Origin of the sequence: Paraburkholderia sp. BL6669N2 (assembly GCF_003387275.1) — a bacterium.
Taxonomy (GTDB): domain Bacteria; phylum Pseudomonadota; class Gammaproteobacteria; order Burkholderiales; family Burkholderiaceae; genus Paraburkholderia.
In genome coordinates this window covers 2924592-2946651 of sequence record NZ_QUNA01000001.1, presented here as the reverse complement: position 1 = coordinate 2946651, position 22060 = coordinate 2924592, and the positions used below count along the sequence as shown (strand labels likewise).

The 22060-nt window shown below is 63.6% G+C and carries 20 protein-coding genes; 13 read left to right on the top strand and 7 right to left on the bottom strand.

Features of this window, described 5'->3' with window-relative positions:
• Positions 1 to 14: 14 nt before the first annotated feature.
• Together B0G80_RS13315 and thiL are read right to left on the bottom strand one after the other, a co-directional pair.
• Positions 15 to 596 carry a phosphatidylglycerophosphatase A gene (locus B0G80_RS13315; protein ID WP_181919952.1) on the bottom strand — a complete coding sequence of 194 codons (582 nt, stop codon included), beginning with the start codon at positions 594 to 596 and terminating at the stop codon, positions 15 to 17.
• Positions 586 to 1584 carry a thiamine-phosphate kinase gene (gene thiL, locus B0G80_RS13310; RefSeq protein WP_116118300.1) on the bottom strand — a complete coding sequence of 333 codons (999 nt, stop codon included), beginning with the start codon at positions 1582 to 1584 and terminating at the stop codon, positions 586 to 588. The genes B0G80_RS13315 and thiL overlap by 11 nt, the downstream gene beginning before the upstream one ends.
• Before the next feature lie 230 nt (positions 1585 to 1814).
• On the opposite strand from thiL, the gene B0G80_RS13305 reads away from it, so the two are divergent.
• The 3 genes from B0G80_RS13305 (at position 1815) to B0G80_RS13295 (ending at position 5590) form a co-directional block, all read left to right on the top strand.
• Positions 1815 to 4154: an NADP-dependent malic enzyme gene (locus B0G80_RS13305; protein ID WP_012434352.1), complete on the top strand. Its 2340-nt coding sequence runs from the start codon at positions 1815 to 1817 to the stop codon at positions 4152 to 4154.
• A 442-nt stretch (positions 4155 to 4596) separates the two neighbouring features.
• Positions 4597 to 5013, top strand: a complete 417-nt coding sequence (locus B0G80_RS13300) for a ribonuclease (protein WP_116118299.1) — start codon at positions 4597 to 4599, stop codon at positions 5011 to 5013.
• A 16-nt stretch (positions 5014 to 5029) separates the two neighbouring features.
• Positions 5030 to 5590, top strand: coding sequence for a barstar family protein (locus tag B0G80_RS13295; protein WP_106285246.1), 561 nt, complete (start codon positions 5030 to 5032; stop codon positions 5588 to 5590).
• 133 nt (positions 5591 to 5723) lie between these two features.
• Here B0G80_RS13295 and B0G80_RS13290 read toward each other — a convergent pair whose 3' ends face one another.
• The 3 genes from B0G80_RS13290 to speE form a co-directional block, all read right to left on the bottom strand.
• Positions 5724 to 6464 carry a 16S rRNA (uracil(1498)-N(3))-methyltransferase gene (locus B0G80_RS13290; protein WP_106285224.1) on the bottom strand — a complete coding sequence of 247 codons (741 nt, stop codon included), beginning with the start codon at positions 6462 to 6464 and terminating at the stop codon, positions 5724 to 5726.
• Positions 6465 to 6483: 19 nt separating this feature from the next.
• Positions 6484 to 6897 carry a glyoxalase/bleomycin resistance/extradiol dioxygenase family protein gene (locus B0G80_RS13285; protein ID WP_106285247.1) on the bottom strand — a complete coding sequence of 138 codons (414 nt, stop codon included), beginning with the start codon at positions 6895 to 6897 and terminating at the stop codon, positions 6484 to 6486.
• Between the two features lie 114 nt (positions 6898 to 7011).
• Positions 7012 to 7884 carry a polyamine aminopropyltransferase gene (gene speE / locus B0G80_RS13280; RefSeq protein ID WP_116118298.1) on the bottom strand — a complete coding sequence of 291 codons (873 nt, stop codon included), beginning with the start codon at positions 7882 to 7884 and terminating at the stop codon, positions 7012 to 7014.
• A gap of 279 nt (positions 7885 to 8163) precedes the next feature.
• On the opposite strand from speE, the gene tkt reads away from it, so the two are divergent.
• The gene (gene tkt / locus B0G80_RS13275; RefSeq protein ID WP_116119646.1) at positions 8164 to 10185 is read left to right on the top strand and encodes a transketolase; all 2022 of its coding nucleotides are present in this window, start codon (positions 8164 to 8166) and stop codon (positions 10183 to 10185) included.
• A 95-nt stretch (positions 10186 to 10280) separates the two neighbouring features.
• Positions 10281 to 11291 carry a type I glyceraldehyde-3-phosphate dehydrogenase gene (gap, locus tag B0G80_RS13270; RefSeq protein WP_028196421.1) on the top strand — a complete coding sequence of 337 codons (1011 nt, stop codon included), beginning with the start codon at positions 10281 to 10283 and terminating at the stop codon, positions 11289 to 11291.
• Positions 11292 to 11388: 97 nt separating this feature from the next.
• Here gap and B0G80_RS13265 read toward each other — a convergent pair whose 3' ends face one another.
• Entirely contained in the window at positions 11389 to 12105 is a 717-nt protein-coding gene (locus tag B0G80_RS13265; protein ID WP_116118297.1) for a FadR/GntR family transcriptional regulator, read from the bottom strand.
• A 229-nt stretch (positions 12106 to 12334) separates the two neighbouring features.
• Between B0G80_RS13265 and B0G80_RS13260 the strand changes: the two genes are divergently transcribed.
• From B0G80_RS13260 to B0G80_RS13250, 3 genes are all read left to right on the top strand, one after another.
• Entirely contained in the window at positions 12335 to 13660 is a 1326-nt protein-coding gene (locus B0G80_RS13260; protein WP_116119645.1) for a C4-dicarboxylate transporter DctA, read from the top strand.
• Between the two features lie 117 nt (positions 13661 to 13777).
• Positions 13778 to 14788 (top strand): allantoicase, encoded by a 1011-nt coding sequence (gene alc, locus B0G80_RS13255; RefSeq protein ID WP_116118296.1) that lies wholly within the window; start codon positions 13778 to 13780, stop codon positions 14786 to 14788.
• 13 nt (positions 14789 to 14801) lie between these two features.
• On the top strand, positions 14802 to 15314 hold the full coding sequence (locus B0G80_RS13250; RefSeq protein WP_116119644.1) for an ureidoglycolate lyase: 513 nt from the start codon (positions 14802 to 14804) through the stop codon (positions 15312 to 15314).
• 119 nt (positions 15315 to 15433) lie between these two features.
• Here B0G80_RS13250 and fur read toward each other — a convergent pair whose 3' ends face one another.
• Positions 15434 to 15862, bottom strand: coding sequence for a ferric iron uptake transcriptional regulator (fur, locus tag B0G80_RS13245; RefSeq protein ID WP_012434340.1), 429 nt, complete (start codon positions 15860 to 15862; stop codon positions 15434 to 15436).
• 158 nt (positions 15863 to 16020) lie between these two features.
• Here fur and B0G80_RS13240 point away from each other — a divergent pair, with 158 nt between their 5' ends.
• The 5 genes from B0G80_RS13240 (at position 16021) to leuS (ending at position 22051) form a co-directional block, all read left to right on the top strand.
• Positions 16021 to 16851 carry an outer membrane protein assembly factor BamE gene (locus B0G80_RS13240; protein WP_106285230.1) on the top strand — a complete coding sequence of 277 codons (831 nt, stop codon included), beginning with the start codon at positions 16021 to 16023 and terminating at the stop codon, positions 16849 to 16851.
• Positions 16852 to 17026: 175 nt separating this feature from the next.
• On the top strand, positions 17027 to 17824 hold the full coding sequence (gene dapB, locus B0G80_RS13235; protein ID WP_116118295.1) for a 4-hydroxy-tetrahydrodipicolinate reductase: 798 nt from the start codon (positions 17027 to 17029) through the stop codon (positions 17822 to 17824).
• A gap of 77 nt (positions 17825 to 17901) precedes the next feature.
• Positions 17902 to 18618 carry a MotA/TolQ/ExbB proton channel family protein gene (locus B0G80_RS13230; RefSeq protein WP_116118294.1) on the top strand — a complete coding sequence of 239 codons (717 nt, stop codon included), beginning with the start codon at positions 17902 to 17904 and terminating at the stop codon, positions 18616 to 18618.
• 24 nt (positions 18619 to 18642) lie between these two features.
• Positions 18643 to 19074, top strand: coding sequence for a biopolymer transporter ExbD (locus B0G80_RS13225; RefSeq protein WP_106285233.1), 432 nt, complete (start codon positions 18643 to 18645; stop codon positions 19072 to 19074).
• A gap of 385 nt (positions 19075 to 19459) precedes the next feature.
• The gene (gene leuS, locus B0G80_RS13215) at positions 19460 to 22051 is read left to right on the top strand and encodes a leucine--tRNA ligase (RefSeq protein WP_116118292.1); all 2592 of its coding nucleotides are present in this window, start codon (positions 19460 to 19462) and stop codon (positions 22049 to 22051) included.
• Positions 22052 to 22060 lie beyond the last annotated feature (9 nt).

Below are 22060 nucleotides of genomic sequence, written 5' to 3'. Positions count from 1 at the left end.
CCGCCGTGCAGCAATCAAACGGACATACGCCAGAGCGCAATCACGAGCAGCGTGAAAAACGCGGCAACCAGGTCATCGAACATGATGCCAAAGCCACCTTTCAGACGGCGATCGAAATAGCCGATGGGCGGCGGCTTCACCATGTCGAAAAAGCGGAACACGATGAACGCCCAGAACTGGCCGGTCAGCGTGACCGGCGTGACCATCAGCAGCACCAGCCAGAACGCGACAATTTCGTCCCACACGACCGGCGACGGATCGTCGATGCCGAGCTTCTTCGCGGTGAAGCCGCAAATCGCAATGCCGCCGAAGAAGCCGGCGACGATCAGTACAGCCCACTCGATGACCGTCAGATGGCGGCTGAGAACGGCGAACGAAGCCCATGCGAACAACGTGCCGATCGTGCCCGGCGCAATCGGCGACAAGCCGCTGCCAAACCCAAGCGACAAAATGTGCAGCGGATGCGACAGCATGAAACGCGCTGTGGCGCGACGCGGCTGACGGCCAGGCGGGCGCTGATCGGGCGCGCGCGGGGCGGGGGAGGTCTCGGCGGCGATGAGTTTGTCGGCCGGGCCGAGCGGGGGATCAGTCTGCATGAAAGTGGTCGAAGCCTTGCAACGTCAGGGTGAGCGGCGCGCCGGCGGCGTCGTGCCAGCCGATCGCCGGGCGGTCGGCCGCCGTTTCGAGAGCGCTTATTGTACCGATGCGGGTGAGCTGAATCCCCACCTCGTGGCCGGCCTTGTCGACCGCGGTGCGCGCTGCGACCGGCGCCGTGAAGCACAGCTCGTAGTCGTCGCCGCCGGCGAGCGTGCAGCGTCGCTGGATTTCGGGGGCGAGGCGGCGCAGCGCATCTGAGCGCGGCACTGCGTCGACGTCGACGGTGGCCCGCAGGTTCGAGCGTTCCAGAATGTGCTGCAGATCGCCGGCAAGGCCGTCAGAGAGGTCGAGCGCGGCGTGGGCAATGCCGCGCAACGCCATGCCGAGCGCGACGCGCGGCTCCGGTCGCTCAAGGGCGCGGCGAAACGTCGCAGTGTCGCCGGCATCGGCGGACCATTCGCCGCGCTGTACGCCGAGGCCGGCGCGCGCGTCGCCGAGTGTGCCGGAGATCCAGATGTCGTCGCCCGGCTGCGCGGCGTCGCGGCGCAGCGCAGCGCGCGGCGGCACGCTGCCGAATACGGTGATGCACAGATTCAGCGGGCCGCCGGTCGTATCGCCGCCGATCAGCTCGCATCCGTAGCGTTCGGCCAGCGCGAACAGCCCTTCGCTGAACGCGGCGAGCCAGGCTTCTTCTGCCTTCGGCAAGGAGAACGCCAGCGTGAACGCCTGCGGTTGCGCGCCCATCGCGGCGAGGTCCGACAGATTCACGGCGAGCGCTTTGTGACCGAGCGCCTCGGGATCGACATCGGCGAAAAAATGGCGGCCTTCGACCAGCATGTCCGTCGATATCGCCAGCATTTCGCCGGCGCGCGGCGCGAGCAGCGCGCAGTCGTCGCCGATGCCGAGCGAGCCGGCGGCGGCATCGGATGGCCGGGCAGCGGCGCGGCGGGCAAAGAAACGATCGATCAGCGAAAACTCGGAGAGCATGGTGGCGATGGGTGGATGCGAGGGTGAACGCGAGGTGAGTGGTCAAGTGCCGTGAAGTTCGGCTAACGGCGCGCATTGTACGGAGCGAACGAAGGGTAAACCTTCGATCCGCCCGCAACTCCGATTCGGGTCGCGTTCCGCCCACAGCATGCCACGTCAGCCTTTCGCTATGTTTCAGTCGCGGCAGTTGTACCCGTATTGAAGGAATTGGGCCGGCAATTAGGGCTACAATGCCGTCGAACGTCTATTCTAATCCGCCCTCCGAAGCCCGCCTTATGTCGACTCCCGTCAATAGCAAACTCCGCGAAGCCGCCCTCGATTACCACGAGTTCCCCACCCCCGGGAAGATCGCGATCGCCCCGACCAAGCAGATGATCAACCAGCGCGACCTCGCGCTGGCGTACTCGCCTGGCGTCGCGTTCGCGTGTGAAGAAATCGTCGAAAACCCGTTGAACGCCGCGCGCTTCACCGCGCGCAGCAACCTGGTCGGCGTCGTCACGAACGGCACCGCGGTGCTGGGCCTCGGCAACATCGGGCCGCTCGCCTCGAAGCCGGTCATGGAAGGCAAGGCCGTCCTGTTCAAGAAGTTCGCCGGCATCGACGTGTTCGATATCGAGCTGAACGAGTCCGATCCGCACAAGCTGGTCGACGTGATCGCGGCGCTGGAACCGACCTTCGGCGGCATCAACCTCGAAGACATCAAGGCGCCGGACTGCTTCATCGTCGAACGCGAATGCCGCAAGCGCATGAAGATTCCGGTCTTCCACGACGACCAGCACGGCACGGCGATCGTCGTGGCGGCGGCCATCACCAACGGTTTGAAGGTGGTCGGCAAGGACATCAAGGAGGTCAAGCTGGTCTCCTCGGGCGCGGGCGCGGCGGCGCTGGCCTGCCTGGATCTGCTGGTCGATATCGGCCTACCGCTCGAAAACATCACCGTTACCGATCTGGCCGGCGTGGTCTACAAGGGCCGCGTCGAACTGATGGACCCGGATAAGGAGCGCTTCGCGCGTGAAACCGACGCCCGCACGCTCGCTGAGGCGATCGGCGGCGCGGACGTGTTCCTCGGTCTGTCGGCCGGTGGCGTGCTCAAGCAGGACATGGTCAAGCAGATGGCGGACAAGCCGCTGATTCTGGCGCTGGCCAACCCGACGCCGGAAATCCTGCCGGAACTGGCGCTGGAAGTGCGTCCGGACGCCGTGCTGTGCACCGGCCGCACCGATTACCCGAACCAGGTGAACAACGTGCTGGTGTTCCCGTTCCTGTTCCGCGGCGCGCTGGACGCGGGCGCGACGACGGTGACGCGGGAAATGGAAATCGCGGCGGTCAACGCGATCGCCGAGCTGGCGCGCCAGGAGCAGAGCGACATCGTCGCGACGGCGTATGGCATTCAGGACCTGTCGTTCGGGCCGGAATACCTGATTCCGAAGCCGTTCGATCCGCGTCTGATCGTCAAGGTCGCACCGGCCGTGGCGAAGGCCGCGATGGACTCGGGCGTTGCCGAGCGTCCGATCGAGGACATGGAAGCCTACGAACAGCATCTGCAGCAGTTCGTGTATCACAGCGGCACGACCATGAAGCCGATTTTCCAGCTCGCGCGTGGCGTCGAGCCGGAGAAAAAGCGCATCGTGTTCGCGGAAGGCGAAGAAGAGCGTGTGCTGCGCGCCATGCAGATCATCGTCGACGAAAAGCTGGCCAAGCCGATCCTGATCGGCCGTCCGGCGGTGATCGAGCAGCGTATTGCGCGCTACGGTCTGCGTCTTATCGCCGGGCAGGACTACACGGTCGTCAACACCGACCACGACGAGCGTTATCGCGATTTCTGGCAGGAATATCACAAGATGATGTCGCGCAAGGGCATCAGCGCGCAGATGGCGAAGCTCGAAATGCGCCGCCGCACCACGCTGATCGGCGCGATGCTGGTGGAGAAGGGCGAGGCCGACGGCATGATCTGCGGCACGGTGTCGACCACGCATCGCCACCTGCACTTCATCGATCAGGTGATCGGCAAGAAGGAAGGCGCGAAGGTCTACGCGGCGATGAACGCGCTGGTGCTGCCGAACCGCCAGATTTTCCTCGTCGACACGCACGTGAATGTCGATCCGACGCCGGAGCAACTGGCCGAAATCACGATCATGGCGGCTGAAGAAGTGCGCCGCTTCGGTATCGAGCCGAAGATCGCGCTGCTGTCGCATTCGAACTTCGGCACGAGCAACGCGCCGACCGCACAGAAGATGCGCGACACGCTGGCGATCCTGCGCGAACGCGCGCCGGACCTGCAAGTGGACGGCGAAATGCACGGCGACATCGCGCTCGACGCGAATCTGCGCCGCGAAGTGATGCCCGACTCGACGCTCGAAGGCGACGCCAATCTGCTGGTGCTGCCGAACATCGACGCGGCCAACATCTCGTACAACCTGCTGAAGACCGCCGCGGGCAACAACATCGCGATTGGTCCGATGCTGCTGGGCGCGGCCAAGCCGGTGCACGTGCTGACGGCTTCGGCAACGGTGCGCCGGATCGTCAACATGACGGCGTTGCTGGTGGCGGATGTGATCGCGGCCCGTTAATCCGCGATCCAGACGAAGCATGGCGCCGGTTTGAAGACCGTGCGCCATGCAAAAAAAAGGCGCGCCCGCAACGGGCACGCCTTAGGGTGAACAGGGGATTGCCACCCAGGAAAAACGGCAAGTCAGACATTCCGCCTCGGAACGCTAATGGGCTCATTGCCCTTGCCTCGGGAATCGAACTGTTTGCAGCCTCATGCAAAGCGGCCCGGCATCCGCTCCCCACTTGCCTGCCTCCACCGCTATTCGCACCATTGAGATAAAGTTTAGCTTGACTAAGCTAAATATTCTGTCAAAAGTCGTCAAAGCCGCGCCGGTGGCCATTTCGCGCCCTATGTGAGGATTTCGCCGGCCCGGCGAGCGTTGATTCCGGGGGCCATTAGCGATACCCTTACGACTTTCATGGTCGTCAAACTCGTGATCTAACAGCGGGGAACCCTGATACATGGCACGCAAGTGGCAGCGCATGAAAGGCGTGCTGATGGGTGCTATTACGCTGTGCGTTTTATCCGGCCCCGTGCCTGGCGCGTTTGCGCGCGACTCCACGGCACCCGCTGACGCGAACGCGCAGTTGCAGGGCACCATCGCGCTGGCGCAGTTGCCACGCGAAGCGGTCAATACATTGAACTTGATTGCCGCAGGCGGGCCTTACCCGTATGAGAAGGACGGCATCGTATTCGGCAATCGCGAACGGTTGCTGCCGGCCCATCGGCGCGGCTATTACCACGAATACACCGTTCCCACGCCTCGCTCACGTAATCGCGGGGCGCGTCGCATCGTCTGCGGAGGTCCGCTGAAGCGAACCGACAATTGTTACTACTCGGACGACCACTACACCAGTTTTAATCGTATTGTTGAATGACATCGGGATGAACGGCATGAGCGACAACGTCTACGCGCACGACTCCGGAGTCGCGACGGATCTTTTCGCGGCCGGCGACGGCAATTTGTTCCAACGCGTCATGCGGATGCGAGCCGGCGATCAGGGCCGCGAGAACCAGAGCGAAGCAGGCACTGTGGTTTCATCGAACGAGGAGCCCATGAGTCTTTTCAAGACCGTACGACCCAACATCGTACAGTCGATCCGCGCGTTCCGCGTGCAGGATCTCGCGGACGAAGCCAACCGGCTCGGCCAGCATTTTCTCTATGCGTATTGCGCCAACGCGCAGTCCAAGCAGGAAGTGCTCGAAACCATCGCGACCTCGTTCCTGTTTCCGAAGCATTTCGGCAAGAATTACGACGCGCTCTACGACTGCCTGACCGATCTTGTCCAGAAAGCGGGTACGCAGCCGGGCTTTGTGATCGTGCTCGAACAGTTGCCGGTCGCCCAGAAGTTCGACAAGGAAGGGCGCGAGACGCTGCTGGACGTGTTCCGCGAAGCGGCGGAGTTCTGGGCCGAGCGGAAAGTGGCGTTCCGGGTGTTTTACTCGTTCGCCTGAGTTTTTGCTTGGGCGTTGCGCGTTCAGGCAACACAGCAAAGGCCCGCCAGTCGGCGGGCCTTTGCTTTTGGTGCGAAAGCCGACACCGGCTCGCCGCGCTTAATCAAGACGGCGGGTGTGGCAGGCAAGCGGCTTACCAGCCGCCCCAGCCTGCTGCCAGCGCGGAGAGAACGGCGATGCCGGCCGTTTCGGTACGCATCACGCGCGGCCCGAGGCCGACGGCGGTAAACCCGTGGGCGGCCGCCGCTGCTTCCTCGGTCGCGGAAAAGCCGCCTTCCGGGCCCACCAGCACCGTCACGCGTCCTTTCGGCGGTTCGGGGGGCAACGCGGAAAAGCTGATGCTGGCGCGCGGTGAGAGCAGAATGCGCAGGTCGCCTTCTTCGGGCGTGCGGGGCATCGAGCCAAGCCAGGTGGCGATCTCGCGCACTGGCATCACTTCCGGCAGGCGATTGCGCCCGCACTGCTCACACGACGCCCGGACGATGCCTTGCCAGTGCGCATGGCGCCGCTGCGCGCGATCGCCGGAGAGACGCACGACGCTGCGCGTGGTGGTCAACGGCACGAAGCTGGACGCACCCAGTTCGACGGCTTTTTCGATCAGCCAGTCCATCTTGTCGCCGCCGGCAATGCCCTGTGCGAGCGTGAGGCGATAGGGCGCCTCGACCTCGATAGCGCGGAATTCGCGGATCTTCACCACGGCCGAGCGCCGTTCGACTTCGACGAGTTCGGCGCTGTATTCGCCGCCTTCGCCATTGAAAAGGACGATCGAATCGCCGGGCTGCAGGCGCAGCACGAGCACATGCCGAACGACGTCATCGGGAAGCGGCATGACGTCCTCGGGCTGGAGAGACGTACCGACGAAAAAGCGAGGCATCAGAAAAATACTCATTGGTTCACGAAAGGTGGCGAGCGAGCGCCCAGCGGTAGCCGTCCAGATCTTCGACCTGGGCGAAGCGGTCGCCCCAGAACTGATCCTGTGGCTCGCTCAGCGACTTTGCGCCGGCGGCCAGCGCCCGCGCATAGATCGCGTCGACATCGTCGACATAGACATAGAACGATTGCGGTGCGATTGCGCCCGCGCTTTTGGGTGTTTTCGCCGCCGAGCCGAACGCGCCTTCCGGAGCGAACATCACAATCAACTGGCCTTGATAGGTCATCTCGACATGCATGACGACACCGTCGTCCTGGACACTGTCACGCACTTCAAAGCCGAACGCCGCTGTGAAGAACGCGGACGCGGCATGTGCATCGCGCACCGTCAGATAAGGGGTCAACCAGGGCACACCGGCTGGGCGGGAGGCGGTCATGGGATTCTCCGGATCGATGGGGTTGGCGGGGCACGTGCTGCGAGTCCAGGTGGACGTTTGCGTATCGTTATGCCGATAGCGCAGTCCGACGGAACCGTGCATTTTGCCCACGCGTTAGCTTGCTGGCTTTAAGAATTGACCTAGTTTATCTCGCAGTGAGCGGGATGCCGAGAACAGTCCGGCGTGTGTGGCCGCGTCGTAGTGCATCAGGGTGTCGATTCCTCGCGCGGCCAGGCGGTCCGCGAGCGTATCGACGGTGAGGGCGGCGGGGTCGAGCGTGTCGCTGGCGGTTGCCATCATCCACAGCGAGCCGTATAGCGGCACGAAAGTGCTCATGGTGCGGACGACGGCGAAGGCCGCGCTCAGGTCGTAGAGCAGGCGCGCGACGCGTTCGGCATGAAAATAGGGCGAGCCGAGGTGCACGGAGAGTGCCGCAGCCGGGCTCATGACGCGCTTGAGCCGCTGGTAGAAGGCTCGCGTGTACAGACCGGCGGCGGGTGAATCCGGCGGCGTCAGGTCGAACACGACGAGATCGAATTGCGCCGGAGCGGCTGCCTCGACGTATTGCGCGGCGTCGCCGATGATCAGTTCGACGCGTGGGTTGTCGAATGCACCGCCGTGCACCTCGGGCAAATGTTCGCGCGTCAGACGTACGACTTGCGCGTCCAACTCCGCTACCACGATCCGTCCAATGTCCGGGTGCCTCAGCAATTGCCGCGCGGCGCCGCCGTCACCGCCGCCCAGCACGAGCGCCGCTTGCGGCGACGGGTGCGCCAGCGCGGCCGGATGCACCATGCATTCGTGGTAGATGAACTCGTCGCCGGTGGAGGTCATCGGACGGCCGTCGAGGGTGAAGAGCCGGCCGAGTTGCGGCGTGTCCCAAACCTCGATCCGCTGATACGGCGAATCGACGCGCACGAGGCGCTTCGCGTGCGGAAATCCGTAGACGGCGTCGGGACTCGGTCGGAACAGCAAGGGAAGGCTCACGGATGGCGGGCTCCGTCCGGAGCGCGGTGGGTCGAGGTTGAGCAATTGTAATGGCCGGCGCGCGGCGCGGGCTCGGCGGCCGCATCGGGCCGAACGGCCAGACGGCTTTCGGAGCGGGGCGCGGGCAACGTTCTGTTAGAATGTCACGCTTTCAGCCTTGTCCGTTTGCTCTGCCCGTTTCGCGTCTCCTGGCGCCGCACCGTGCGCCAAAGTGAACCGGCATTCGAGCATTCGGGACTCAAGCGCGCACCGCTTTCTGACTCTGTCTCCGGACTCGACATGACGACCCCGTCTCCCGCACCCACTTCCTTGATGGCCAACGCAATCCGCGCGTTGTCCATGGACGCCGTTCAAAAAGCGAATTCCGGCCACCCCGGCATGCCGATGGGCATGGCAGAAATCGGCGTGGCGCTGTGGTCGCGCCATCTGCGCCACAACCCGAAGAACCCGCAGTGGGCCGATCGCGACCGTTTCGTGCTGTCGAACGGCCACGGCTCGATGCTGCTGTATTCGCTGCTGCATCTCACCGGCTACGATCTGCCGATCGACGAGCTGAAGAACTTCCGCCAGATGCATTCCAAGACGCCGGGCCACCCGGAATACGGCATCACGCCGGGCGTCGAGACGACCACCGGCCCGCTCGGCCAGGGTCTGGCTAATGCGGTCGGCATGGCGCTCGCCGAGTCGCTGCTCGCCACCGAATTCAACAAGCCTGACGCGAAGATCGTCGACCACCACACGTACGTGTTCGTCGGCGACGGCTGCCTGATGGAAGGCATCTCGCACGAAGCCTGCTCGCTGGCGGGCGTGCTGAAGCTGAACAAGCTGATCGCGTTCTACGACGACAACGGCATCTCGATCGACGGCGAAGTGGTGCACTGGTTCCACGACGACACGCCCAAGCGCTTCGAAGCGTACGGCTGGAACGTGATCCCGAACGTGGTCGGCCACGACGTCGAAGCGGTCGACGCGGCCATCAAGCAAGCCAAGCAATCCGACAAGCCCACGCTGATCTGCTGCAAGACGGTGATCGGCGAAGGCTCGCCGAACAAGGCCGGCAGCCACGATTCGCACGGCGCGGCGCTGGGCGACAAGGAAGTCGCGGCCACGCGCGAAAAGATCGGCTGGAAGTGGGAACCGTTCGTGATCCCGCAAGAAGTCTATGCAGCGTGGGACGCGAAAGAAGCCGGCGCGCGCAACGAGTCCGATTGGGACAAGGCGTTTGCCGCGTACGCAGCCAAATATCCGCAGGAAGCCGCGGAATTCAAGCGTCGCGACGCGAAGCAACTGCCCGCCGACTGGAAAGAAAAGGCCAAGGCGATCATCGCCGGCGCGAACGAACGCGCGGAAACCATCGCGACGCGCAAGGCTTCGCAGCAGGCTATCGAAGCTTTGTCGACCGTGCTGCCCGAACTGCTCGGCGGCTCCGCCGACCTGACCGGCTCGAACCTGACCAACTGGAAAGCCGCCAAGCCGGTGCGTGTGAACGCCGAAGATCAGGCTGCCGGTAACTACGTCAACTACGGCGTGCGCGAATTCGGCATGAGCGCCGCGATCAACGGCATCGCGCTGCATGGTGGCTTCAAGGCGTTCGGCGGCACGTTCCTGACGTTCTCGGATTACAGCCGCAACGCGCTGCGCGTCGCCGCGCTGATGAAAGCGCCGTCGATCTTCGTGTTCACGCACGATTCGATCGGCCTCGGCGAAGACGGCCCGACTCACCAGTCGGTCGAACACGTTGCGAGCCTGCGTCTGATTCCGCACCTGCAAGTGTGGCGTCCGGCTGATACCGTTGAGACTGCGGTGGCCTGGACCCACGCGGTCGAACACCACGGCCCGTCGTGCCTGATCTTCAGCCGTCAGAATCTGCTGTTCTCGGAGCGCACGGACGCGCAGATCGCCAACATCGAGAAGGGCGGTTATGTGCTGCGCGACTGGAACGACGAAATCGTCGCACGCAAGGTCATCCTGATCGCGACCGGTTCGGAAGTCGAACTGGCACTGAACGCAGTCGAGCCGCTGGCGCGCGAAGGCATCGCGGCGCGCGTCGTGTCCATGCCGTCGACCACCGTGTTCGACAAGCAGGACGCCGAGTACCGTGAACGCGTGCTGCCGCATGGCGTGCGCCGCGTCGCGATCGAAGCGGGCGTCACGGATTTCTGGCGCAAGTACGTGGGTCTGGAAGGCGGCGTGGTCGGCATCGACACGTTCGGCGAATCGGCCCCGGCTGGCGTGCTGTTCAAGCATTTCGGCTTCACCGTCGAGCACGTGGTGGAGACGGCAAAAGCCGCCCTCGGCTGATCCTGAACAAGCGTTGCCGCGTGCGTGCGAACGCGCGGCAACGCAGTCAGTCAGACGAACCTGGACGTATTTTTTCAGCCCTCAGGAGATAGACCATGACGATTCGCGTCGCAATCAACGGCTACGGCCGGATCGGCCGCAACACGCTGCGCGCCTTCTATGAAAACGGCAAGAAGCACGATATCGAAATCGTCGCCATCAACGATCTCGGCGATGCCAAGACCAACGCTCACCTGACGCAATACGACACGGCGCACGGCAAGTTCCCGGGCGAAGTGTCGGTGGACGGCGACTACCTCGTTGTCAACGGCGACAAGATCCGCGTGCTGGCCAACCGCAACCCGGCCGAACTGCCGTGGGGCGAGCTGAATGTCGACGTCGTGATGGAATGCACGGGCTTTTTCACGACCAAGGAAAAGGCGAGCGCGCACATCAAGGGCGGCGCGAAGAAGGTGATCATCTCGGCGCCGGGCGGTAAAGACGTCGACGCCACGATCGTCTACGGCGTGAACCACAACGTGCTGAAGGCGTCGGACACGGTGATCTCGAACGCATCGTGCACGACGAACTGCCTGGCGCCGCTCGTCAAGCCGCTGAACGACAAGATCGGTCTGGTGAACGGTCTGATGACCACGATCCACGCGTACACGAACGACCAGGTTCTGACGGACGTGTACCACGAAGATCTGCGCCGCGCGCGCTCGGCCACGCACAGCCAGATCCCGACCAAGACCGGCGCGGCTTCGGCGGTCGGCCTGGTGCTGCCGGAACTGAACGGCAAGCTGGACGGTTACGCGATTCGTGTTCCGACGATCAACGTGTCGGTGGTCGACCTGTCGTTCATCGCTGCGCGCGACACGACGGTCGAAGAAGTCAACGCGATCATGAAGGAAGCGTCGGAAGGCGCGCTGAAGGGCATCCTCGGTTACAACGAGGCACCGTTGGTGTCGATCGACTTCAACCACAACCCGGCTTCGTCGACGTTCGACGCGACGCTGACCAAGGTGTCGGGCCGTCTGGTGAAGGTGTCGAGCTGGTACGACAACGAGTGGGGCTTCTCGAACCGCATGCTGGACACGGCTGTGGCGCTGGCCAACGCGAAGTAACTGACTGCGCCTTGCGCGCATTAAGCCCGCAATGCCGGCTTCGTGCCGGCGGTGGCTGGGCAAAGAAAAACCGCTCTTCGGAGCGGTTTTTTTTCGCCTATGCCTGCGGTTGCGTCTGCGTCTGCGTCTGCGGCGTCGGGAAATAGACCCCGGCGCGCTGCGCGGCGTTCGAGATGTGCGTCTCGATGGCTTTGCCGGCCGCGGCGGAATCGCGCGCCTTGAGCGCGTCCAGAATCACGCGATGCTCGCTGTACGTGGACAGCACCAATTCGCGCCGGTAGAACGGCATGCGCTGGCTTTCCTTCATGATTTCCGCGCTGCTGCTCAGAATCGATTCGATCGCCGCGTTGCCGGCAATGTTGACGATGCGCATGTGGAAGTCGTAGTCGAGGCGGGCGGCTTCGTCGAGTTCGTCGCAGGCGAGCGCTGTTTGCATGGCCGTGATGTTGGCTTCGAGCCAGGCGAGGTCGGAATCGCTGACCGCAAGCGCCGCCATGCGCGCTATAAAGCCTTCCAACGCGAAGCGCATCTGATAGGTGTCCGGCAGCGACGACTGCTCCGCGAAGCGCCACGCATGCGCGGCCGACGCCTGCGCGCTTTCCACGTAGACGCCCTTGCCGGGTCGAATCACCAGCAGGCCGAGCGCTTCGAGTGTCGAAAGCGCTTCGCGCAGCGACGCGCGGCTGATCGAGAGTTCTTCGGAAAGTTGACGCTGCGCCGGCAGCAAACTGCCCACCGGATAGACGCCCGCTTCGATCCGTTCGCGGATGGTCGCGATGGCGGCATCGGTAACGGTATGCGGGACGTTTTTCATCGTTAGCTCACTGTGGAAGCGCGGTCTGACCAGCATTGTAATGCGTGGTCTGAACGTTCGTGCGGCTTGCTGCTCGCCGGCGCTGATCGGACCCAAAACCGCCACGAAAACAGCGGGTAAACACCGTTTTATGAATCCTTGACGTCAGTATATCGGCTTCCTACTATTCGAGATAACAGCACTGGTCGGACCAGTCTGAACAGATGTGAATCGCAATCAGGAGGAAGCCGTGTTGAAATTTTTCAATTCGCTGTTTGGGCGGGTCGTCATAGCGCTAGTGGCGGGCATCGTGGTCGGCGCCGTTTTTCCGCATTTCGCTCAATCGCTGCGCCCGCTCGGCGACGGCTTTCTCAAGCTGATCAAGATGGTGATCGGGCCCATCGTCTTTTGTGTCGTGGTCAGCGGCATGGCGCATGCCGGCGATTTGCGTAAAGTGGGGCGCGTCGGCCTCAAGGCCGTGATCTACTTCGAGGTGATGACGACGATCGCGCTCGTGATCGGCGCGATCCTGGCGTATGTCACGCGTCCGGGCGTCGGCATGAACATCGATCTGCACTCGCTGGATCCGGCCTCGCTCTCGACCTACACCGAGCACGCGAAGAGCCTCAAGGACACGGCCGGCTTTCTGCTGAAGATCATCCCCGACACGGCGATCAACGCGTTCGCCACCGGTGACATTCTGCAAATCCTCGTCTTTTCGGTGCTGTTCGGCTCGGCGCTGTCGCTGCTCGGCAGTAAGGCGCAGCGCGTGAGCAGCCTCATCGACGAGCTGTCGCAAGTGTTTTTCCGCGTGATGGGCTTCATCATCAAGCTCGCACCGCTCGGCGTGCTCGGAGCAATCGCGTTCACCACCGGCACGTATGGCGTCGAGTCGCTCAAGCAGCTCGGCATGCTGGTGCTCGTGTTCTATGTGAGCTGTTTCGTGTTCGTCGCCGTCGTGCTGGGCGTCGTCATGCGCCTCGCGGGCTTCAGCATTTTCAAGCTGATTCGCTACCTGCGCGAAGAACTGTCGATTGTGCTCGGCACCGCCTCGTCGGACGCCGTGCTGCCGCAGATCATGCGCAAGCTCGAATGGATGGGCGTGAAGGATTCGACCGTCGGTCTCGTCATTCCGACTGGCTACTCGTTCAATCTCGACGGGTTCTCCATCTATCTCACGCTCGCGGTCATCTTCATCGCGCAGGCCACCAACACGCCGCTGTCGGTGCATGACCTGATCGTCGTGGTGCTGGTGTCGCTGGTGACGTCGAAGGGCGCGCACGGCATTCCCGGCTCGGCGATCGTGATTCTGGCCGCCACGTTGTCGGCGATTCCGGCGATCCCCGTGCTCGGCCTTGTGCTGATCCTGCCGGTCGACTGGTTCGTCGGCATTGCCCGCGCGCTGACCAACCTGATCGGCAACTGCGTGGCGACGGTGGTGGTCGCCGTGTGGGAAAACGATATCGACCGGGCGCGCGCGCATCGCGTCTTGAATCGTGACGCGGCTCTGCGTTACGTCCCGGCCGGTGAAGATGCCGAACCCGCTGCCGCCGGCGAGCACGCTCCGGCTGTCTGAACCTGAGAAACCGTCATTAGAAACCGCGCGCCCTTGCAGCGCGCTCCCAGCGCCGGCAGATCTGAAGAATGCCGACTCTCCTTCACTTTTTCGCTGCCTGACCGAGACTAGACGACCATGGCTAATCCGATCCTCGACCCCAACGCTCCCGCCTTCACCCGTCGCTACATGAACCTCGCCGACCCGCGTCTGGGCGCGAAGGCGCTTTTCGCCAGCGACGAATTCTTCGCGCCGAAAGAACGCATGCTCGAGCCGCAACCGGCGGTGTTCATCCCCGGCAAATACGACGATCACGGCAAGTGGATGGACGGCTGGGAAACCCGCCGCAAGCGCACCACCGGCCACGACTACTGCGTGATCCGCCTCGCCCACCCGGGCGTCGTGCACGGCGTGGATCTCGACACGAGCCACTTCACCGGCAACTTCCCGCCGGCCGCGTCGATCGACGCCTGCTACGCGGACGGCGACGTGCCGGCCGATAACGCCGACTGGCAAACCCTCGTGCCGGCCACCACGCTGCAGGGCAATCAACATCATTACGTCGACGTGAACGACGCGCGCGCCTTCACCCATCTGCGTGTGAATCTGTATCCGGATGGCGGCCTCGCGCGCCTGCGCGTGTATGGCCAGCCGAAGCGCGATTGGGAGCGCGTGGAGCGCGGCACGCTGTTGGATCTGGCGGCGATCGAGAACGGAGCGTATCTGGTCGCGGCGAACAACCAGCACTTCGGGCCGGCCTCGCAGATGCTGATGCCGGGCCGCGGCGTCAACATGGGCGACGGCTGGGAAACGCGGCGCCGTCGCGAGCCGGGCAACGACTGGGCGATTGTCGCGTTGGCACGGCCCGGCGTGATCCGCAAGATCGAAGTGGATACGGCGCACTTCAAGGGCAACTTCCCGGACCGCTGCTCGCTGCAAGCCGCGTCGGTGACGGGCGGCACGGACGATTCGCTCGTCACGCAGGCAATGTTCTGGCCGGTGCTGCTCGACGAACAGAAACTGCAGATGGACCACGTGCACACCTTCACGGACAACCTCGCGTCGCCGGGCCCGGTCACGCATGTTCGTTTCAATATCTTTCCTGACGGCGGCGTGTCGCGCCTGCGCCTATGGGGCGAAATCGCATAGCGGGGTGGCGTCGATGAAGACATTGCAGATGGAACGCCTCACGCGCGCAGCCTTCGCGCCGTTCGGCGACGTGATCGAACTGGACGGCGCGCGGCATTTCGCCATCAACGGCGGCACGACCGAGCGTTATCACGATCTGGCCGGCGTCGACGTGACGGAGCATGGCGGGCGGCCGCTGATCAACCTGTTCCGCGCGCAACCGCGCGCGCTGCCGGTCGAAATCACGATGATGGAGCGGCATCCGCTCGGCAGCCAGGCTTTCATTCCCTTAATGGCGGGGCGTTATCTGGTGGTCGTCGCGCCAGCCGGCGCGTTCGATCCGGCGCAGATGCGCGCCTTCTGGACCGACGCGTGGCAGGGCGTGAACTACGCGAAAGGCGTCTGGCATCACCCGTTGCTCGCGCTCGATCGGGTGAGCGATTTCGTGGTGGTGGATCGTGGCGGCGAGCAGCCTAATTGCGACGAATTGTCATTGGCAGAGCCGTGGCGGCTCACGTTTGAAGCGAGCGCCGAGTTGGTGGAATAGGGTCGTAAAAAGCCTTCCCGCAGATTCACCGCGCAGATGCAAAAAGACCCGGCCGATTCGCATCCGCCGGGTCTTTTTCTGCCCGCCTGCACCGCGCACCCGGCGCGGCCGGCGCCGCATCAATGCTTGCGATGCGGGCAGTTCTCCTTGGTGCAGGCGCCGTACAGGGCCAGAGCGTGTTCCTGCAGCTTGAAGCCGCGTTCTTTCGCGATGGACTGCTGACGGCTCTCGATTTCCGAGTCGAAAAATTCTTCGACGAGCCCGCAATCGAGGCAAACGAGGTGGTCGTGGTGCGACCCTTCGTTCAGTTCGAACACCGCCTTACCCGACTCGAAATTGCTGCGCGAGAGCAGACCCGCCTGCTCGAATTGCGTCAGCACGCGATATACGGTTGCAAGACCGATATCGAGTTCTTCGTGCAGCAGGTTGCGGTACACGTCTTCGGCCGTCAGGTGGCGCACCGGGCTGTGCTGAAAAATCTCAAGGATTTTGAGGCGCGGAAGGGTCGCCTTGAGCCCGATATTCTTGAGATCGGTTGGATTGGTCATGACAAGGGATCCCTAGAGTACAATGCTGGGCTCTCATAGTAATGTGTTTTTGCCGTTCTGGTCATCTTCGATGGAATGAAACTCGCGCGGCTCGTCAGCGGGCCCGCACGGTGAGTGAAATGATTTCAAAATCTCAATTGATCTACCGGGGGAGCCGCATGCGGGGTACCTTGATCGCTGTTGCGACTGTCGCGGTTCTTGCCGGATGTTCCACGTACGACAGCCTGACACAGCGTATTGCCCAAAGCATCACGCCGTACCGCATTACAGTGGTGCAAGGCAATTTTGTCTCGAAAGAAGCGGCTGCACAGATGCAGGTCGGCTTGTCCCGCGCGCAGGTCAAGCAACTGCTCGGCACGCCGCTCCTGACCGACATGTTCCACGCCGATCGCTGGGACTACGTGTTCTATTTCAAGCGCGGCTCGACGAGCGTCGTTCAGCAGCGCGACTTCGTAGTGATGTTCGCCGGCGACCGTGTCGCCAGCTGGTCGGGCGGCGAAGATCTGCCGTCCAACCTCGAATTGCTGGCTGAAATCGACGGCGACAAGCTGGGTAAGAAGAAGGCCGCGGCGGCCGTGGCCGCTGGCGCCAGCGAGGCGAGCGCGCCGGTTGCCGCAACCGCGCCGGCCACGCTCGACACCACGCGTTCGCCGACCGTTGCCGGCGCTGCCGCAGCGGGCGTGCCGTCCACGGACGCCAACGCCGAAGCCGCGCAAGCCGCCAATCGTGCGACCAATGCGGTGCAGTTGTCGCCCAATGCGCGTCCGAGCGTGCCGAGCGCGCCGACCGCCAACGGCGGCGGCATCCCGCAACAGAGCCCGACGGCCGCGGGTCAGCCGCAGTTCCAGTTCCACCGTCCGCCGCCGCCGCAAAATCCGGGCACGGACAACAGCAATCCGGTTGGACCGACGGGCCCGCAGAGCAGCAACAGCGGCCCGACGCACAACGCGCCGCTAACCTCTTCTCCGGCTTCGGGAACGGGCGGCTAATCGCGCTGTCCGTGTGTTAAGACAGGCTGTTAAGACAGGCGCTGCGCGCGGGCAACCGCACCGCGCAAAGCGTCCGTCCGGTTCTTCGTTTTCAGTCATGCGCGGCGCCTGGGTGTGCTGCCCGCCGCCGCTTTTGCCCGCCTTGCCGGGTTTTGCCTTTCGAACCCTCGTAGCCATGAAAATTGCCATTGCTGGCGCATCGGGCCGTATGGGCCGCATGCTCATCGAAACAGTCCTTAACGATTCCGACGCCACGCTGTCCGGTGCGCTCGACCGCGCGGGCTCTCCGCAACTCGGTCAGGACGCTGGCGCATTTCTGGGCAAACAGACGGGCGTTGTGCTGACCGACGACATCGAGCGCGTGTTCGCCGAATCCGATTACCTGATCGACTTCACGCGCCCCGAAGGCACGCTGATGCATCTCGAAGCGGCCCAGCGTCACAACGTGAAAATGGTGATCGGCACGACCGGCTTCGACAACGAGCAGAAGGCGCAGTTGCGCGCCGCGGCGGACAAGATCGCCATCATGTTCTCGGCGAACATGAGCGTCGGCGTGAACGTCACGCTGAAGCTGCTCGAATTCGCGGCCCAGCATTTCGCGACCGGCTACGACATTGAAATCATCGAGGCGCATCATCGCCACAAGGTCGACGCGCCGTCCGGCACGGCGCTGGTCATGGGCGAGGTGATCGCCAACGCGCTCGGCCGCAATCTCGACGACTGCGCGGTCTACAGCCGCGAAGGCGTGACGGGCGAACGCGACCCGTCCACGATCGGTTTTTCGGCGATTCGCGGCGGCGATATCGTCGGCGACCATACGGTGCTGTTCGCGGGCATCGGCGAGCGCATCGAAATCACGCACAAGTCGGCGAGCCGTCTTTCGTATGCACAAGGCGCGCTTCGTGCTGTGAGTTTCCTCGAAGGCCACGCAACCGGTTTCTTCGACATGCAGGACGTGCTCGGTCTGCGCTGAGCATCTCCCGAGCGAACTCCAGGGGCATCGCGCCTCGTGTTCGCGCCCCTGAAATCACAACTCCATGGCGAGGTCAGATGGCAGGCAGCAGCGGCATCATCCATTACCTGCAAACCAGCGATGCCATCACGCATGGCGTCGCGTACGTGCTGCTGGCCATGTCGATTGCGAGCTGGTGCTTTTTGATCGTCAAAAGCTGGGTTCTTACGCGCGCCAAGCGCCAGGCCGCACGCGCTATTGCGCTCTTCTGGCAGGCGCCTACGTTGTCCGAAGGCGTCGCGGCGTTAAAGCGCGCGGACCGCGAGCGCGTCTTCACGCCGCTGGCCGAAGCGGCGCTGCATGCGTCTGAAGTGGATATTCCGGGCGCACTGCTCGCGCGTGTCGAACGCGGCGAGCGAGTGCTGCGGGCGTTGCGTCAGGCGTTCAACGTGTCCCAGCGGCGGCTCGAATTCGGCCAGGTGCTGCTGGCCTCGGTGGGCAGCACGGCGCCGTTCGTCGGCCTGCTCGGCACCGTGTGGGGCATTTATCACGCGCTCGGCAGCATCGCGGCGAGCGGTCAGGCGCAGATCGAAAACGTCGCCGGGCCGGTCGGCGAAGCGCTCATCATGACCGCCTTCGGCCTTGTGGTGGCGATTCCGGCAGTGCTCGCCTATAACGTGCTCGGGCGGATGGTGCGGCAGTTGTCGGAGGAACTCGACGGCTTCGCGCACGACCTGCACGCCTACGTGTGCGCACCGGCGGAGCAGGGCCACACGCAGGCGCCGGCGCGGGCCCAGCAGGCCCCGACCCACTAAGCGCGCTCGGGCGGAAGGAGCGATATGGCATTCGGCGGACTCGAGAAAAAGCAGACGGCCGCGCCCATGGCCGAGATCAACATGACGCCGCTGATCGACGTCATGCTGGTGCTGCTGGTGATTTTTATCATTACCGCGCCTTTATTCACGCACGCGATCCGGCTCGATTTGCCGAAAGTCGCGGCCGCGCCCGCGCGCCAGACGCCGCAAACCATTTCCCTTTCCATCGACGCCGCCGGCAAGCTCTACTGGGACGGCAGCGTGATCACGCTCGAGCAGATGCGCGCGCGCTTCGCGCAAGCGGGCAAGCAGAGCGATCAGCCGGAGATTCAGCTTCGCGCCGAGCGCTCCACGCGCTACGAGGTGATCGCGCAGGTGATGGGCGCGGCGCAGCAGGCCGGCCTTGAGCGAATCGGTTTTGTGACCGACCCGCCTCCGCCGGCTGCAAAGCCTTAGCGGCGCGGGAATTGGCGGAACGGGCGGCTTTTGAGGCCGTCGCGCTTTCCGGATCGCGTGCGAGTTGCTTTTCGCGCCGCGCGCCGCAAATACTTTCCAAGCCAAGCCAAGCCAAGCCAAGCCAAGCCAAGCCAAGCCAAGCCAAGCCAAGCCAAGCCAAGCCAAGCCAAGCCAAGCCAAGCCAAGCCAAGCCAAGCCAAGCCAAGCCAAGCCAAGCCAAGCCAAGCCAAGCCAAGCCGTCGCATGCAGCACGCCGCGCGGCGGACCCGTCCGCGGACGGTATAATCAGCCCTTTCCCCCGCCGAAGGGGAAACGACGCCAATTCATCCAGCAGAGCACCAAAGCGGCCGGTGCGAAAGCACCGACCCAGCGATCCCATCACACCATGCACGAAAAATACGTTCCTTCCGACGTCGAATCCGCCGCGCAAGGGCAATGGCGCGCCATCGACGCGTACAAGTCGACGGAAACCACCGACAAGCCCAAGTTCTATTGCGTCTCGATGCTGCCGTACCCGTCGGGCAAGCTGCACATGGGCCACGTGCGCAACTACACGATCAACGACGTGATGTACCGCTATCTGCGGATGAACGGCTACAACGTGCTGATGCCGATGGGTTGGGACGCATTCGGCATGCCGGCGGAAAACGCGGCAATGGCCAACAACGTGCCGCCCGCGAAATGGACCTACGACAACATCGCTTACATGAAGAAGCAGATGCAGTCCATGGGCCTCGCGATCGACTGGTCGCGCGAAGTCGCCACGTGCAGCCCGGACTACTACAAGTGGAACCAGTGGCTGTTCCTGAAGATGCTGGAAAAGGGCATCGCGTACAAGAAAACCGGCACCGTCAACTGGGATCCGGTCGACCAGACCGTGCTCGCCAACGAGCAGGTGATCGACGGCCGCGGCTGGCGTTCGGGCGCGCTCGTCGAAAAGCGCGAAATCCCGATGTACTACATGCGCATCACGCAGTACGCGGACGAACTGCTGAACGACCTCGAAGGCCTCGGCTGGCCCGAGCGCGTCAAGATCATGCAGCAGAACTGGATCGGCAAGAGCTTCGGCGTGAACTTCGGCTTCCCGTACGAGATCGACGGCGAACAGAAGCTGCTGCGCGTGTTCACCACGCGCGCCGACACGATCATGGGCGTCACCTTCTGCGCGATCGCCGCCGAGCATCCGCTCGCCACGCGTCTCGCGAAAGACAAGCCGGAATTGCAGGCCTTCATCGAGGAATGCAAGCGCGGCGGCGTCGCTGAAGCCGACGTCGCGACCATGGAAAAGAAGGGCATGGCCACCGGCTTCTACGTCACGCATCCGCTGACGCAGGAACAGATCGAAGTGTGGATCGGCAACTACGTGCTGATGAGCTACGGCGAAGGCGCCGTGATGGGCGTGCCGGCGCACGACGAGCGCGACTTCGCATTCGTGAAGAAATACGGTCTGCCGATCAAGCAGGTGGTCGCGGTTGAAGGCAAGGAATACTCGACCGATGTCTGGCAAGAATGGTACGCCGACAAGACCGGCACGCTGATCAACAGCGGCAAGTACGACGGCCTTGGCTACGAAGAAGCGGTCGACCAGATCGCCGCGGACCTGAAGGAACTCGGCCTCGGCGACAAACAGATCACGTGGCGTCTGCGTGACTGGGGCGTGTCGCGTCAGCGTTACTGGGGCACGCCGATTCCGATCATCCACTGCCCGACGTGCGGCGACGTGCCGGTGCCGGAAAAAGATCTGCCGGTGGTGCTGCCGGAAGACCTCGTGCCGGACGGCACGGGCAATCCGCTCGCCAAGTCCGAAGCGTTTGTGAACTGCACCTGCCCCACTTGCGGCGGCGCGGCCAAGCGCGAAACCGACACCATGGACACGTTCGTCGATTCGTCGTGGTACTTCTACCGCTATGCGTCGCCGGATGCGAAGACCATGGTCGACGAGCGCACCGACTACTGGGCGCCGATGGATCAGTACATCGGCGGGATCGAACACGCGATTCTTCACCTCTTGTATTCGCGCTTCTGGGCGAAGGTGATGCGCGACATGGGCCTCGTCAAATTCAGCGAGCCGGCCAGGAACCTGCTTACGCAGGGCATGGTGCTCAACGAAACGTATTACCGTGAAAACGAAGCGGGCAAGAAGACCTGGTACAACCCGGCCGACGTGACCGTTTCATTCGACGACAAGGGCCGCCCGGTCGGCGCCGTCCTGAATGAGGACGGTCAGCCGGTGGTGCTCGGCGGCGTCGAGAAAATGTCGAAGTCGAAGAACAACGGCGTCGATCCGCAATTGCTGATCGACCAGCACGGCGCGGACACCGCGCGCCTGTTCGTGATGTTCGCTGCACCGCCGGAGCAGTCGCTCGAATGGTCCGGCTCGGGTGTGGAAGGCGCGAGCCGCTTCCTGCGCCGCGTGTGGAGCTTCAGTCAGGCGAACGAAGCCGCATTGCGCCAGGGCGGCACGTTCGACGCCGCGCAACTGAGCGATGTTGAAAAGACGCTGCGCCGCGAGATTTACAGCGTGCTGAAGCAGGCCGACTTCGACTACCAGCGTCTGCAGTACAACACGGTGGTGTCGGCCGCCATGAAGATGCTCAACGCGCTCGACAGCGCGAAAGGCGCCCGGCCGGCCGTGCTGCGCGAAACGTGCAGCGTGATGCTGCGCGTGCTGTATCCGGTCGTGCCGCACCTTACATTCCAGTTGTGGCAGGAACTCGGTTACGCCGACGAACTCGGCTCGCTGCTCGACGCGCCGTGGCCGAAGGTTGACGAGCAAGCGCTGGAGCAGTCCGAGATCGAACTTGTGCTGCAAGTGAATGGCAAGGTGCGCGGCGCGATCACGGTGGCGAAAGACGCCTCGCGCGAATCGATCGAACAGCTCGCGGCCGCGCATGACATGGTCGCGAAGTTCAGCGAAGGCAAGGCGCCGAAGAAAATCGTCGTCGTGCCGGGACGCCTCGTGAACGTGGTTGTGTGAGCATCGACG

What these genes read in the sequence shown, in the direction of transcription:
- B0G80_RS13315 (WP_181919952.1), bottom strand. Translation starts at nt 596, where the DNA reads ATGCAGACTGATCCCCCGCTCGGCCCGGCCGACAAACTCATCGCCGCC.
- thiL (WP_116118300.1), bottom strand. Translation starts at nt 1,584, where the DNA reads ATGCTCTCCGAGTTTTCGCTGATCGATCGTTTCTTTGCCCGCCGCGCC.
- B0G80_RS13305 (WP_012434352.1), top strand. Translation starts at nt 1,815, where the DNA reads ATGCCGTCGAACGTCTATTCTAATCCGCCCTCCGAAGCCCGCCTTATG.
- B0G80_RS13300 (WP_116118299.1), top strand. Translation starts at nt 4,597, where the DNA reads ATGGCACGCAAGTGGCAGCGCATGAAAGGCGTGCTGATGGGTGCTATT.
- B0G80_RS13295 (WP_106285246.1), top strand. Translation starts at nt 5,030, where the DNA reads ATGAGCGACAACGTCTACGCGCACGACTCCGGAGTCGCGACGGATCTT.
- B0G80_RS13290 (WP_106285224.1), bottom strand. Translation starts at nt 6,464, where the DNA reads ATGCCTCGCTTTTTCGTCGGTACGTCTCTCCAGCCCGAGGACGTCATG.
- B0G80_RS13285 (WP_106285247.1), bottom strand. Translation starts at nt 6,897, where the DNA reads ATGACCGCCTCCCGCCCAGCCGGTGTGCCCTGGTTGACCCCTTATCTG.
- tkt (WP_116119646.1), top strand. Translation starts at nt 8,164, where the DNA reads ATGACGACCCCGTCTCCCGCACCCACTTCCTTGATGGCCAACGCAATC.
- gap (WP_028196421.1), top strand. Translation starts at nt 10,281, where the DNA reads ATGACGATTCGCGTCGCAATCAACGGCTACGGCCGGATCGGCCGCAAC.
- B0G80_RS13265 (WP_116118297.1), bottom strand. Translation starts at nt 12,105, where the DNA reads ATGAAAAACGTCCCGCATACCGTTACCGATGCCGCCATCGCGACCATC.
- alc (WP_116118296.1), top strand. Translation starts at nt 13,778, where the DNA reads ATGGCTAATCCGATCCTCGACCCCAACGCTCCCGCCTTCACCCGTCGC.
- B0G80_RS13250 (WP_116119644.1), top strand. Translation starts at nt 14,802, where the DNA reads ATGAAGACATTGCAGATGGAACGCCTCACGCGCGCAGCCTTCGCGCCG.
- fur (WP_012434340.1), bottom strand. Translation starts at nt 15,862, where the DNA reads ATGACCAATCCAACCGATCTCAAGAATATCGGGCTCAAGGCGACCCTT.
- B0G80_RS13240 (WP_106285230.1), top strand. Translation starts at nt 16,021, where the DNA reads ATGCGGGGTACCTTGATCGCTGTTGCGACTGTCGCGGTTCTTGCCGGA.
- dapB (WP_116118295.1), top strand. Translation starts at nt 17,027, where the DNA reads ATGAAAATTGCCATTGCTGGCGCATCGGGCCGTATGGGCCGCATGCTC.
- B0G80_RS13230 (WP_116118294.1), top strand. Translation starts at nt 17,902, where the DNA reads ATGGCAGGCAGCAGCGGCATCATCCATTACCTGCAAACCAGCGATGCC.
- B0G80_RS13225 (WP_106285233.1), top strand. Translation starts at nt 18,643, where the DNA reads ATGGCATTCGGCGGACTCGAGAAAAAGCAGACGGCCGCGCCCATGGCC.
- leuS (WP_116118292.1), top strand. Translation starts at nt 19,460, where the DNA reads ATGCACGAAAAATACGTTCCTTCCGACGTCGAATCCGCCGCGCAAGGG.